Raw genomic sequence first — 12,595 nt, forward strand, 5'->3', positions numbered from 1 at the left:
GACAGTAGTGTCCGTTAAATGCCATTTGCCGATTAAAAACACACCGTTTTCGGCGCATTTTTCGCTGTCCACAATGTTTTGATTTATCAGACAAAAAAGTCTTAACGTGAGTTTTCGTTCGACTGAGCATCAGACCCCAATACCACAGAAACGCCACCGGTATCGGCTCCGCCTGGGATGTTAAACAGCGGTTTGAGTCCCGGATACCAGAGAGCAAGACGCCGGGAGAAATCACCAATAGTGCCGCCAGACGGTTTGCTCCACGCCAGTCGAATACCTTCCTGCGAGCAGTCGGCAGTATTAAAACGCCATCCCGCAATACTCAGCGGTGCAATTTTCCACTGCTGGCTGCACTGGGTCAGGAAGTCAGTCAGGACTGGCTGGGCTTTCCAGGGCTGCAACGCGGCCGGCGTTGCTGTCTTGATTTGCTCTTTGGCTTTGAGGAACGCCGCTCTTGCCGCTGCAATACGCTGAGTTTCAAGGTGCGACTGATATTGCGTCACGCCAAAATAACCGCCGAAGATAACGACCAGCAGCGCTGACCACGTGATAAGTGCCAGACGATTTGATACCGGATGAAGCCTGGCGAAACGGGGTACTGCCAGACTGCTTAACAACACATCCAGCGTTTTATCGGCCCCGTACACCCCGGGCAGAAAACCTGCAGGACAAAATATGGTGCGGTCATCAGCCGTAAAGGTGTCAAAACTCAGGAACGTTTCAAGTGCCTGCCTGACCGTGTCATGGTTACCAATCACATCCGACAGTACGGAAAGTTGTCCTTCCTGCGTGGCGATAAACCAGTAACGGCCATCATCGAGCGCGAAGATACCCCAACCGTGAGAGCCCAGCAGAGGAAGAATGCTTAACGCCAGGGAGGCTGAGTTTTTGGCTTCACGCGCTGTGATGCCGCATTCCGTCAGATTGCCTGAGCCAGTCAGTAGCTGAGATTTTCCGGCAGGTACCACCGCAAACCTGTCTGCATCGCGGCTTCTGGCCGCACGTCGGGCAGCTGACTTGCGGTGACCGTCAACCAGCTCCCATCGTAACCCTGCAACCAGCGTACGTGGACCCGTGCGGATAACGTAAAGTGCATTGTTATTATCCGTCATGTTCACCTCAGCAGCGTTGGGGTAATAAGGATCACCAGCATGGTGTCGTCTTTCTGACCGTTAGCACCGCCACCCAGACCAAAGAACGATGCGGAGCCGACACCTTGCTTACCACTGGTGTTATTGACTTGCTGGAAGCCACTCAGTACCAGCGTCTGGCCAGAGCTGAGGATTACGCGCTGATTAAAGGTCTTGAGCCGGGTTTTCATCAGCTCAATACTGCTTTCACCACTGGTAAAGGTGCGCGATGTTGGGTCGTCGCTCATGTTGATAGAGAATTGCAGCTCGATTTTGGGTGAGTTGGGCATGATGTACGGCAACATGGTCATGTTAAAGCCGGTGGTGATCGTCGATTTAGTTATGGACGTTGAGGTACCGACATTGGCCGTTGAATCCGTATTGACCTGACTGGCGTAGTCCTGTTGGGTGCCCACCTGAACAGGAACCGCCGACATGTTGGTGGTTGTACTGGCCTGTTGCGTGACCAGCGATATGTTGGCCTGCTCTGCCAGTGCGTTCACAAAGGCTTTCGAGTTCGCAAACTTACCGTCCAGGATCGATAACCCTCCCGTCATGGCACTGGTCGATGCATCGGTAAATGCACTGGTCAGCGAGCCACCGACGCTGCCGGAAGTGAATACTGCATTCCAGTCAATACCCAACTGATCCTGGCGTCGTTTTTCGACGGAGAACACTTTGACGTTCAGCACAACCTGCCGGTTCAGCTCCATGTTTCTGTCGTCAATGTAGTGGCCCACAGCATCGAGCACGCGCGGTGTATCGGTGACGGTCAACATGCCTGCAGCCAGGAACAGACGGCCAACACCCGGTGTCAGCATGGCTTTGATGGTATTTTGCAGGTCGTTATAGAGTCCTGAGGTCATTTCCATCGTAGTCGTCTGAGATGTATTAACGTCCCCTGACATTCCTCCACCGCTGCTGCTGCCTGATGTGCCTGATGACGTGGTAGTTCCGCTGACAACCTTCGAGCTGAAGGCGGTTTTGGAGTCCATGAACATCACGGGGAAGGTTTTGGTATTGACATAGAAGATCGAGATTCGGCCCTGCTCGTAACGCCATGACAGTCCGAGGCGTGTGGTGACGTTATCGAGTAATCCGGACAAAGAACCCTGCCAGTAAACGCCGCGTAGTGTATTACCCATACTTCCGGCATCGCGTGTTACCGGGGCACCGCCTCCGATGGCGTTGAGCGGTACCAGACCGCTTGCATCAGGAGCAGGAATGCTGCCCTGAATCTTTTCTGTTTTACCCTGCCCTGTCGTCATTGCCGCCTGTGCATCCGGTGTGACAACGACCGGCAGCTTGCATGTGCGGGTAATGAAGGCGCTGATTTCTGCGAGAGAAACATCACCCGGGCGCGTCAGTGTCAGCGCGCAACCGGGAAGCTGAGCCTGCGTCTGGGAAGGGCTGTTCAGGGGGACGGGATTAATCCACTGCGAAGTGAGGTCCTGCACCGGTGAACCCGATGAAAGCTGGCCGAGATGGCCTTTTGCAGTGCCATAGTCGCTATCAGACTGTGCCATTGTCTGGTTAATTCTGTTCATGCTGGAACAGCCGGACAGCAAAAGGCTGAGCGCGATGGCAGACGCCAGCGCCGTTTGAGTTTTATGCATAGGAGATCCGGAAAGTCAGTTGAGATAAACGAGGTATGTGTCGGGAATAACGTCAGGTACGGTGACCTGCATATCGTTACCCTGGTTATCAATAAGACGGCGATTTTTCACATGGCCCAACAACGCAGAGTTGCGTGCCACTGTGGTGAGGGCACCCATCAAACCGAGGCGGTCTGGCTGGTAAACAAACACTCTGCTGCTCTGAATGATGTGCGTCAGTGATGGCACTGATGTAAATCCCAGCACGCTGTCGCTGAGTACGCCGCTGGTTTGCGGATGGTCGTAGAGATAGTCATTGATCGTATTGATGTATTGCACGGTCTGCCTGGCCCGCTGCAGGTTTTCACTGACCGCATTTTCCGAAGCCTGGTTGGCCTCCCGGTGCGTCATATCGGACGTAAACAGGAATAACGCCAGGAACATAGATAAAAGCCAGTAGACCAGGCCCATCAGCGCACCTCCTTAGCATCCACTTTGAGCAGGCATTGTGAGGTACTGATACCGGCATAAAGAGGAACAGTTGCGGTGGCGTAGAGGCGAAAAACGCCGTTGAGGGCATCTTTAAACGAGCCGGAGAATGACAACGGTGCATCGATACGATAATTGACGTCAGTCAGCCATGCCACGCTCCAGTTGCCGGTTAGTCCGCCGGTACATTTTTCTTCTGCAGCCCATGAATACAGGGTGTCTTTCAGCGTTGAACCCTGAATGGCTCGCCAGATTTTCGGCGATGGCACTGCTTTCACTGCCGGTGCTGCGACCTTACCTGGCTGCGCGGGAACCGCTTTATCACGGGAACCACTGAATGGGTTACGCGGGCCTGTCGGTGTTGTTGCTGTTGGATACGTTGCTTTGTTAACCGCTGGGATGGTTGACTTGTTCGCTGGCGGCGCACTGATCGGTTGAGTTGTGAATGCCGGCGTACTCCAGGCAACGGAAACCTGCTTTTTGGGCCAGTCAATCAGCGCAACCCATCCATGCTGGCGTAGCAACCCGTCGAGAACGTACGGCCACTGGTCGTTAGCTTCCAGGGTGAGCCGTTGCCTGAACTTCGCTTTAAGGTCGGCAGAGATAATCGCGGTCCAGCCTGTCGGGATAACTTTATACAGCGTTGCCTCCAGATCCAGATTGCGAGACCTGACGCTGACCAGCGTAAATGCTTCTGGAGTGCCGAGAGATTTAATACTGGTTAATCCCCGTAGCGTGCCGGGCAAGCTTTTTGCTTCCGGGGCCGATGATGTGTTTATGGCTGGTTTTGCAGGTGGAGAGCTTGCGGAAAGTGCCTTTCCGCTGGCTTGCTTCAGGCTTTTCTGAGCCAGTTCGATAAGCCGCAGGTTTGTGCTTATCTGGGTATCCACGAATTGCTGAGCATTACTGTCGGCTGGTCGATTATGCGACAAGCTGCAGCCGCCCAATAAAACGGGGATCAGCATGGTTGTGTGAATGATTTTCATAGGTTTCATCAGGTAATGGAATAGCCGAACCGCATGAAGCGTGTGGTAACGGTATTGCCAGGGTGACGAGAGGGGTGTTAGCGGAGATAGTCTTGCTGAAATTCTGCGATTTGCTCCTCCGCTTCATCAATTAAATTACGCAAAGAAGACAACGTACTGAGTGGAATTTTATCCGGGGCTCTGGCTCTTAGCCGGCAGGCCCGTTTGAACTGAATAACCCGTGCTGCCCGGCGGATATGCAATTCACGCAGATCCTTTTCGGTGACGGTGATACACATATAAATTTTCCTCTTTGTGAGTGTTAGCGCTGTGCTTCCTACCCTAATGGTTCACGCCCTGAAGGAAAGCGGTTAAGAATGATGAGTTCAAGCAAGTTTTTATGCTCAATATCATCAATACGGTCAATAATGGCATTAACAATCTCAGATTTTCTTAGAGGAACACCGGTTTTAATGCTAAGTTCAATAGTCAGTTTCTCGATTATCTGGCGACGCTGGCCAGAAATACTAATGGTAATTCTCGATGAATCAGTTACATCAGTCATAGTGTACCTTTAATGAATATAGCCGGCATTATTACCGGCGAAGGGGAGGTGTAAGGCAAGGTTGCTACTGAAGAAAATATTAAGCAGATTTTCGTAATGGAGTATTAATTGACTCCATAAAAGCGAAAAACATTACGGTGCGTTCATTTTTATTGGTGACCCTGGTGATGGCCTTAATCTGTTCTTTATATCTGTTAGCAAAGAAATACTGTTCCTTAGGGCATAAGGGTAAATTCATTAAGGATTCAATAACTTGCTTTGGAATAGGTCTTATCTCGCTGCCAAATCTAACAAAATGACTAATGCCAGACAGTGCGGTCAATTTGGTTGTGTGTGTTATTTCTGGGTCAAATTCAATAAAAATATAACCTGAAAAGAGAGGTTCAATGATCATTCGGCAAGCTGATCTGTCTGGTCGTGGTCGTGGTAAGCGGATCAATGGACAGAAGCTGTCGATATGCAAACGTGACAACTGAAGTTGAGCCTTGTAAAGAGACTCTTTTCCCGGTTGATGACAGGCCAGATACCAGTTAAGCATGTTTATGTCTTCCTTATGATATTGATATAACTAGATAAATATCATGGCGACAGGCGCACTTCCAAAAAATGATCCCACTAATGGAATCAATGTAAGGTATTACAACCCTCAGTCGTAACTAAAATATTGTATCGGTTTTTCATCTCTTCTCTTGGCGGGGAGAAGGGCTGAAAACATGTGACAATTTATAACTGCAACACTGAAACATGTAAATCATAAGCAAAAAAAAACCTATGAAAACTCATAGGTTTTATAAGGTTTAAGAAAAATCATGTCGTTTAGAATACATTAAAGAATAATATGATATGGCATAAGCTCATGAAACCGGTTTTCGTAACAGAAAAAAACTAGCTGATCACGAGTGTCTACCTTAAATTTTTTCTTTATATTCATTAAGTGGAAGTCATGAGAGGATGTAGATATACCTGCTAACTCCGATATCTTTTGACGTGAAAATCCTTTAAGTAAAAAAAACAACACCTTCGATTCTATAATTGTTAAATTGAATCCAGAGTAGTCACAAATTTTCATATTGGAGGCTGTGCCTGCCAGATTGCCAAATTCTACTGAGCCATTAAAAACAATGGCGGTAGCTATCGTTCCAGATGGCATTCCATTCTTAGAGTAAATAACCTTTTTATTGGTAAATAAGCTTGTTTTAATAACTCCACTCAAGGGCTCTATAACATTATAGTCTAAGCCAGTTAGGATGTCTCTTTCATGATTTATATATATTTCTTTATTTTCTGCCCATGGCATATAATCATCATTAAGTCCTATTAATGACATGGGGGAAAACCCAGAGTAATCACTAAAGACAGAATTAGAGGCAATAAATTCATGTTTCAAGTTTTTAACTAGCATGATACCGGCGTTCCAGTGAATAACAGGGTTGTCGCAAAACCATTCAAAAAAACCCATATCACCTTGAGATCTTGATGAAAGATCTCTACTATCTTTTTTGGTCATATTGAAGACGCCTAAGTTCAGATATTGGCCAGCAATAGAGATGGTTCCCGCCATCTCTATTGCACCTTAAAATAAAAGGGTAACACTATGAAAAACAAAGAAAAAAAAGTGAAAACATATCATTTGCCACAACAAAAAGGTCAGCTATCTGACTACTGGGTTGCTATCTGTGATGGCAACGTGGAAGGCGCGGAGACAGAGCAAGAAGCCATCAAAAAAATACTTAATAAAAGAAAAGATTTACACTGAAAGCGGTGAATATAATCGCACATCAGCCCGTTCGACGTAATCTTTTGCAGTTACATCAAAAAAATGTTTGATATAGCTCTTATTACAATGAGCTTCAAAATCTTCCCGCGAGTACCAGCGTTCAATTAAACATATGTCCCAACAGACTCCATCTGAACCGGAATAGGTAATTTCTTCTGTTAGTTCATATTGTAAGCAACCAGCTTCGTTAGTTGTTTCTGGGATTAATGATGCTAATGCATTTACTAAATTATCTTTAAATCCATTTTTAGCCAGGAACCTTGCTGTGCAGTAAATTTCTTTCATAATATTATTCCTTTATAATAAAAAAAAGTTAATATAATCCATTGCCAATAAATTACTAAATAGCTGCGCCTAATGCGAAGCTATTTAGTTTTGTTGCCTTGTCGGCGCAATTTTAAGGTCGCGGACACATACTGATTGAGGTAATTCATAGGAAAATATGATACTATCAGAAACATCTTTTGCAGAAATAACACCACCAATGCTCTCTTTCCAATTGATATAATCATCTTTCACTAAATCATCACTAATATGACTGATAAGTTCTGTCTCTGCCGCGCCAGGAGAAATAGTTATTACTCTGACGTTGTCTGGAGCAACCTCCCAGCGAACACTATCTGATAAACCGTGAACTGCGAACTTAGTAGCACAATATGCAGCATGATATTGATATGTTTTCTGGCCAGCGAGTGATGATATATTGATTATCGTACCTGTTTTTCGCCTTCTCATTGAAGGCAGTACGGCCTGCATGCCGTTGATCACACCTTTAACATTGGTGTCGATCATCTTGTTCCAGTCGTCTTGTTTCTGGTTCTCTAATTCTTCTAATAACATGATGCCTGCGTTATTTATGATGCAATCAACATCACCGAATTTTTCTTCGGCTTTACGGATTGCATCAAACACCTGGTCTCTATTAGTCACATCAACTTCGAAACAGAGACAATTGTCCAAGTTCAGAGCGAGCAGCCTGTCTACCCTACGAGCTAAAAGACCAAGGCAGTAGCCTTTAATACTTAAAGCTTTAGCTACTTCAGCCCCGAAGCCAGAACTTGCACCGGTTATGATTACTAGTTTATTTATCATTTAGAATCACTCCACTTACTGTAAAATTTATCAGCCACATCGGGGTGAGAACGAAGCCTGCCTTTAATGTAGTTTAGGCCTACATCTCTCAGTAATGGATTATTAGGATCTGTCTCGATAAATGAAGATCCGGAATTTAGTTCTTCTGATAATTTGAATACAGGAACAACTGAACTAAGACTTGCACCAAGAAAATAGGCGATCGATATTCTTTCAGTTTTTCCAGTCGGTGGTAAGACACGGTGGACCGTAGCTCTCAAATAGCCATTCGTAGCCAGCTCCAGAAGCTCTCCGAGGTTAACCACGAACGTATCCGGAATCGGTGCTATATCAAGCCACTCACCCTTGCTAACTTCAACCTGCAATCCTTTGTTTTCATCTTGCATGATTAGGGTTAAAAGGCCTGAGTCTTTATGTGCACCCACTCCCTGAGTCTGTTCGCCTGATTTTACATAAGGATATTTTATTAACTTCATGTGCTCATTAGGGGTGTCACCATATATCTCGTCAAAAGAGTTTTCTGGTAAGCCAAGCCCTAATGCTAAAGCTCTGAGAATTTTAAGAGAGATGCTGGTCAATATGTTATTATAAGTTAGCATTGCATCTTTCAGTTCTGGTAAAGACGAGGGCCATTGATTGTTACCATGCAAACCTAACCAAACAGGATCATTATCTGTCAGTTTATGCGGTACTCTTTCTGCACCTATATCGAACTGCTCTCTCCAGTCGGTTTTTCCATTTGTCCTTTCATTGCCAGCCCTATTATATCCCCTGAAGTGAGGTGAATTAATCATAGCAATGGAGAGTTTTTCTTCTTCAGGTAAAAGAAAGAAACTTTTGTCAGTTCGCGTATTTTTCTTAAAAATGATGGCGATATATCATGATTACTGAGATAAAAGAAACCTACATCATGAGCCGCTTCTTTTAACTGAGATATGAATTCTCTTCTCTTATCACTATTCCCATCGAGCATTGATAACTTTAAAACTGGAATTTTCACCATTTTATACCTCTAAGTTATCACATTGATTTTATGAAATTATTTAATGCCGTTGAGCTTACAACAACATTCCTTTCTTCCAGCCATTCAACGATTTGCCTCAATGAATAGCCACGTTCTCGCAGTTCTTTAATATTTGCCTCGTGCTTATATAATAAAGCTCTCTTCTTACCCATCGGACTTTCATCAATCACGTTGCTTTTGCCCCGCATAAGTGAACAGAGTTACAAGTATACACAGCACGACAAACACATTCAACACATTCAACACATTCAACACATTCAACACATTCAGTGTATAGGAACTTGTGAGATCCTTTAGATGACAGATGTGAATATTGATTTATAAGGATATTTTATAACGTCTAGTGGATGTAGATTGTTGTGTGGGGATCCATTTGTTGCAAGCGGATAAAAAACGGGTAATATTTGCAGAGGTTTTGCGCTATCAGCTTTGTAAGTGACTGATGAGTGAAGAATGAGAAGCTATGTGGCTTTAGGCGGCATAGTGTAGTCGGATGGGCATATCCTGAAATGCTCAAAGGGAAAAGGTACCAGAACAGCGGGCCTTGAATGCAAAAACCCCCGAAATCTGTTCGCGACTTGGCGGAAGAGGACAGAAGTCAGGGGTCACAAAGCAGGCGCTGGCCTGTGAGAGATTATAACTCATGCAATTCAGAAAACAATACCCGAAGACCGCCATAAGTGTCGGCGGGTGTGACTAGCAAAAGTCCTGACAACCTATCGAACGATCCTACCTGGGAAAACATCAATTTCGATGCGCTTGAGCGTGCCGCGACAGATGACACTTATTGGCAATGGATTGACGAACCCCAGACTCAGTCCCCACCAAAACCTATCAAACGCCGAAGAGGTGAGCATTCTACTGCGTGTAAATGCCCTAACCCTTTATATTTCCGGCCGGAGCAATACAAACCGTTGTCCGGCGAGTTTGGCCACGGCTATCGTCGGTTAGTTAAACGTGACAAGCAAAGTGGCCGTGTATCGCTGCGCATACGTATCTCCCGTCACCCCTACTTTGTTCAGATGCGCCGGGTTGTGGGACGTTCCCGTGATTTTCGTCCTGATCGGCAGAATCTGCTTGATGCGACTTTTCCCCTGCTTATCAGCGTCGCTGACAGATCAACAAACATCGTGACGATGAATGTCAGCCGGCTGGCCAACGAACTCAGTCCAAAAGACGAAGACGGGAACGTCATCCCGGAAACGGCCGTAACCGTTCGCCGGGTATGCACTCTGATACAGGAGCTCATACGCTTCGGTCTACTGGAACTACCTGAGGGTGTCCAGTGGGACAGTTTTAATCGCTACTGGTATCCGAAGCATGTCGTGTTGTCGGAGCAGTTCTGGAAGCTGGTTGGCGTCAATATCGATAAACTGTATGCGCAGCAGCAGGAACGGCTGATGGCCGAAGCTGATGGCCTTCTTGCTCCCGGAGAGGAAATTAGCGTCAGTGCTGCCCGTAAGCGTTGGTATGAACGTATGCGACACGCAACACTCGTGCGTCGGCGAGAGAATGCCCTGAAGCAGAAGCGTGCGAAAAAACTGGGCACGCTGGAGTTTGACGACAGGCTCTATGCTATGGCCGATCATTTAACGAAAACGCTTCCAGCCGACGAGCTTTATCAAATGACGCCGGATGAATTCGAGCGGCTTGCGCACATGCGACTGTATCAACTGGACCTCGGGCTGGAACATGCCCCGCCGGACAGCGTTCACTGACCCCTTAATCTACTGAAAAATCCCCTCTAACCGCCGCTGGCGGTTTTCGTGCTGCTCAGTGTACGGCTTTCGCTCAAAAAACGTACATTTAAAACACTCACTGACGACTCCAATCATGTTCCCGAAGGCAATCCGGCCTATTTTCTTTTCTAATCCACAATTACCCGCAATCGAGATGTGAACCTTACCCGGAAACCAATCATTTCTTACCTGCAATATATTCATAACCCAGAGATCTTTTTCTTTTAATTAGTAAACTAATTAAAAAGATCTTACTCCATCCGGCATTTTCTGTGGATTAAGGGCATAAATGACCGCCCTTGCAGCGAGCAAGCTCGCGCCGGTTCGGTAAGTCGCTACGCGCCTTATGATAGCTCCCACCTCTGGTGGGCAAACTGCAGCTCTGCACCAGCATCAGGAACAATAACCGCCTTACCCACTAAAAAGCCGCCCCGCCCCCGGCCACAGGCCGGGAACAGAGTGGCTTTATAATGGATGTTGTAATTACCAATTGAGTTGCTGTAAGCAGCATTGCTGAAAGAAATGAGAACACGCACGTAAGCGGCCCTCACGGCCCGCTAACGCGGAGATACGCCCCGACCGCGGCTTCGCCTTATCGTGACCACTCCGACAGCGCACAGAAGCTTCTGTGCTACTGACAGCGGGTCTGGTCTGGCAGGGCAAGGGATGGGTATCGGTGAAACCTATCAAACCGGAACCGGCTTCGCCGGGCTACCGGCGCCATGAACCTCTGATACAATATGCAGCTGCTACTGGCGCCTTCATGTCGCTTCGCGCCATCCAGAAAATGGCTACTCTTAACCGTCAGCCAATCCGCACTGATTGTGTAATAATTACTGAAAATCCGGTAACTACGGAGAGGATGTATGGCAGCCGGATTACACACGGAAGTAGAAGTGCTTAGCTAGCTGATAGCACAACACAAAAATCGTTTGACGAAGTAGCCTGGGGTGCTGAGATTAAACCTGCCCGTCTTTACCGGATTAGGGGTTTGACGCTCAACGAAACGGTTTCACACGTTAAGGACTTTTTATCTGATAAATCAGAATATTATGGATAGTTAGAAACATCGACACAAATGCTTTTTTTAAATTGGAAAACGGTACACGGTACACAGTGGACATGAGCGTTTCAGACGGGCGTTCCCGCTCCCCTGAGCATCAGATCCCTGGCCGCAAAATTTTGGCGGCTTGCCGCTTACAACCCTGGGTAAACCCTAATCGGCATCCTTATAGGACAAGTAAGAAAATAGGCTTGCATCATTCCAAAATAAACTAAAGTTTAGTAATCTGACTTAATTGCTATGATTCAGCCGTCACAGACTTAGGTGTGCATCGGTTATTAACGATCGGCTTCAATCTTTGAGAGGAAGAAGCGGCCATGAAGTAAAAATTTCCTTTATCCAAGATAAGTTTATGTTCTGTGTCATTGATTTTAAAGAGAATTGATTAATGAAAAGTTATTTTTCAGAAAGTGAAAAAAATAGCTATATAAAGGAGAGTATAGAAAAAGGGATAGCAAAATACGGTAAGATTAACTACGCCTATTCTGTAATGGATAAAAAAAACACGGATAACATCTTAATCATTAATAATATATCAGATGATTTTGCCAATACGTATCTTGAAAATAAATATCAAAATATCGATCCAGTGGTTATCAATGCCCTGAATCGTATTACCTCTTTTGTCTGGGATGATAGTCTCAAAATAAATTCTTACTGGACGATGGAGAAGGTTTTTATTTTAAAATCTTTTAGTTTTTTATGTGGGCATACTTTTGTTCTACATGACCATTACAATAATATGGCAATGTTAACATTGTATTTTGATAAATTCCTGATGGCTGATGTTGGCGAACTCATAAAAACACATAAAAATGATTTCCAGGGAATTCTGCTTGATACCCATGAAATGCTACTTCAGGTTTACAGGAAATCAGAAGAAATGAGCGCTGCCAAGAAGGCCTTATCTACCCGTGAAGCTGAAATACTCTACTGGAGCTGTGCCGGAAAGACCTATACTGAAGTGGCTGGGATCCTGCAAATCACCGTTAGCACGGTAAAATTTCATATGGCAAAAGTTGTTAAAAAACTTGGCGTTAAGAATGCAAAACATGCTATTAGCTTCGCTAATGAACTTAATATTATTCCCCGCCCCGGTAAATAATTCTGTGCGGCGGCCTTTGAATCAAAGGTGATAAGACAACTTATAGACAGC

General features: G+C 45.8%; 14 protein-coding genes and 1 pseudogene. 3 read left to right on the plus strand and 12 right to left on the minus strand.

From position 1 onward, the window contains the following. Window positions 1–101 precede the first annotated feature (101 nt). The 8 genes from pilO2 to QRY16_RS20490 all read right to left on the minus strand — a co-directional run bounded on the left by pilO2 (window position 102) and on the right by QRY16_RS20490 (window position 6,305). Complete coding sequence (pilO2, locus tag QRY16_RS20455; RefSeq protein WP_289777863.1) at window positions 102–1,112, minus strand: type 4b pilus protein PilO2; 1,011 nt, start codon at window positions 1,110–1,112, stop codon at window positions 102–104. Window positions 1,113–1,114: 2 nt separating this feature from the next. Further along, window positions 1,115–2,746 (minus strand): PilN family type IVB pilus formation outer membrane protein, encoded by a 1,632-nt coding sequence (pilN, locus tag QRY16_RS20460; protein ID WP_289777864.1) that lies wholly within the window; start codon window positions 2,744–2,746, stop codon window positions 1,115–1,117. A gap of 15 nt (window positions 2,747–2,761) precedes the next feature. After that, window positions 2,762–3,196, minus strand: coding sequence for a type IV pilus biogenesis protein PilM (pilM, locus tag QRY16_RS20465; protein ID WP_289777865.1), 435 nt, complete (start codon window positions 3,194–3,196; stop codon window positions 2,762–2,764). Further along, window positions 3,196–4,200: a toxin co-regulated pilus biosynthesis Q family protein gene (locus tag QRY16_RS20470; protein ID WP_289777866.1), complete on the minus strand. Its 1,005-nt coding sequence runs from the start codon at window positions 4,198–4,200 to the stop codon at window positions 3,196–3,198. The genes pilM and QRY16_RS20470 overlap by 1 nt, the downstream gene beginning before the upstream one ends. Before the next feature lie 77 nt (window positions 4,201–4,277). Further along, window positions 4,278–4,478 (minus strand): hypothetical protein, encoded by a 201-nt coding sequence (locus QRY16_RS20475; protein WP_289777867.1) that lies wholly within the window; start codon window positions 4,476–4,478, stop codon window positions 4,278–4,280. A gap of 38 nt (window positions 4,479–4,516) precedes the next feature. Next, window positions 4,517–4,744 (minus strand): hypothetical protein, encoded by a 228-nt coding sequence (locus tag QRY16_RS20480; RefSeq protein WP_289777868.1) that lies wholly within the window; start codon window positions 4,742–4,744, stop codon window positions 4,517–4,519. 79 nt (window positions 4,745–4,823) lie between these two features. Beyond that, on the minus strand, window positions 4,824–5,282 hold the full coding sequence (locus QRY16_RS20485) for a transcription termination/antitermination NusG family protein (protein WP_289777869.1): 459 nt from the start codon (window positions 5,280–5,282) through the stop codon (window positions 4,824–4,826). A gap of 288 nt (window positions 5,283–5,570) precedes the next feature. After that, window positions 5,571–6,305, minus strand: a complete 735-nt coding sequence (locus QRY16_RS20490) for a helix-turn-helix transcriptional regulator (RefSeq protein WP_289777870.1) — start codon at window positions 6,303–6,305, stop codon at window positions 5,571–5,573. Between the two features lie 33 nt (window positions 6,306–6,338). On the opposite strand from QRY16_RS20490, the gene QRY16_RS20495 reads away from it, so the two are divergent. Then, window positions 6,339–6,500, plus strand: a complete 162-nt coding sequence (locus tag QRY16_RS20495) for a hypothetical protein (protein ID WP_289777871.1) — start codon at window positions 6,339–6,341, stop codon at window positions 6,498–6,500. On the opposite strand, the gene QRY16_RS20500 is transcribed toward QRY16_RS20495, so the two are convergent. The 4 genes and pseudogenes from QRY16_RS20500 to QRY16_RS20515 form a co-directional block, all read right to left on the minus strand. Then, the gene (locus QRY16_RS20500; RefSeq protein ID WP_289777872.1) at window positions 6,492–6,806 is read right to left on the minus strand and encodes a putative quinol monooxygenase; all 315 of its coding nucleotides are present in this window, start codon (window positions 6,804–6,806) and stop codon (window positions 6,492–6,494) included. The genes QRY16_RS20495 and QRY16_RS20500 overlap by 9 nt on opposite strands. A gap of 84 nt (window positions 6,807–6,890) precedes the next feature. Then, window positions 6,891–7,613 (minus strand): SDR family oxidoreductase, encoded by a 723-nt coding sequence (locus QRY16_RS20505; RefSeq protein ID WP_289777873.1) that lies wholly within the window; start codon window positions 7,611–7,613, stop codon window positions 6,891–6,893. Continuing rightward, window positions 7,610–8,616: pseudogene (locus tag QRY16_RS20510) on the minus strand (isopenicillin N synthase family dioxygenase). Before QRY16_RS20510 ends, QRY16_RS20505 begins: the two are co-directional and overlap by 4 nt. Before the next feature lie 17 nt (window positions 8,617–8,633). After that, window positions 8,634–8,807 carry a hypothetical protein gene (locus tag QRY16_RS20515; RefSeq protein ID WP_289777874.1) on the minus strand — a complete coding sequence of 58 codons (174 nt, stop codon included), beginning with the start codon at window positions 8,805–8,807 and terminating at the stop codon, window positions 8,634–8,636. A 522-nt stretch (window positions 8,808–9,329) separates the two neighbouring features. Between QRY16_RS20515 and repA the strand changes: the two genes are divergently transcribed. After that, window positions 9,330–10,355, plus strand: a complete 1,026-nt coding sequence (gene repA, locus QRY16_RS20520; protein WP_309249250.1) for a plasmid replication initiator RepA — start codon at window positions 9,330–9,332, stop codon at window positions 10,353–10,355. Between the two features lie 1,472 nt (window positions 10,356–11,827). Beyond that, entirely contained in the window at window positions 11,828–12,544 is a 717-nt protein-coding gene (locus tag QRY16_RS20525) for a helix-turn-helix transcriptional regulator (protein WP_289777875.1), read from the plus strand. Window positions 12,545–12,595 lie beyond the last annotated feature (51 nt).

Source organism: Mixta mediterraneensis, assembly GCF_030283135.1.
Classification (GTDB): domain Bacteria; phylum Pseudomonadota; class Gammaproteobacteria; order Enterobacterales; family Enterobacteriaceae; genus Pantoea; species Pantoea mediterraneensis.

Bases quoted from the DNA above. Each gene is read 5' to 3' on its own strand.
- pilO2 (WP_289777863.1), bottom strand. From the start codon at position 1,112: ATGACGGATAATAACAATGCACTTTACGTTATCCGCACGGGTCCACGT.
- QRY16_RS20495 (WP_289777871.1), top strand. From the start codon at position 6,339: ATGAAAAACAAAGAAAAAAAAGTGAAAACATATCATTTGCCACAACAA.
- QRY16_RS20525 (WP_289777875.1), top strand. From the start codon at position 11,828: ATGAAAAGTTATTTTTCAGAAAGTGAAAAAAATAGCTATATAAAGGAG.
- pilN (WP_289777864.1), bottom strand. From the start codon at position 2,746: ATGCATAAAACTCAAACGGCGCTGGCGTCTGCCATCGCGCTCAGCCTT.
- QRY16_RS20500 (WP_289777872.1), bottom strand. From the start codon at position 6,806: ATGAAAGAAATTTACTGCACAGCAAGGTTCCTGGCTAAAAATGGATTT.
- QRY16_RS20490 (WP_289777870.1), bottom strand. From the start codon at position 6,305: ATGGCGGGAACCATCTCTATTGCTGGCCAATATCTGAACTTAGGCGTC.
- QRY16_RS20475 (WP_289777867.1), bottom strand. From the start codon at position 4,478: ATGTGTATCACCGTCACCGAAAAGGATCTGCGTGAATTGCATATCCGC.
- QRY16_RS20470 (WP_289777866.1), bottom strand. From the start codon at position 4,200: ATGAAAATCATTCACACAACCATGCTGATCCCCGTTTTATTGGGCGGC.
- pilM (WP_289777865.1), bottom strand. From the start codon at position 3,196: ATGGGCCTGGTCTACTGGCTTTTATCTATGTTCCTGGCGTTATTCCTG.
- QRY16_RS20505 (WP_289777873.1), bottom strand. From the start codon at position 7,613: ATGATAAATAAACTAGTAATCATAACCGGTGCAAGTTCTGGCTTCGGG.
- QRY16_RS20485 (WP_289777869.1), bottom strand. From the start codon at position 5,282: ATGCTTAACTGGTATCTGGCCTGTCATCAACCGGGAAAAGAGTCTCTT.
- QRY16_RS20480 (WP_289777868.1), bottom strand. From the start codon at position 4,744: ATGACTGATGTAACTGATTCATCGAGAATTACCATTAGTATTTCTGGC.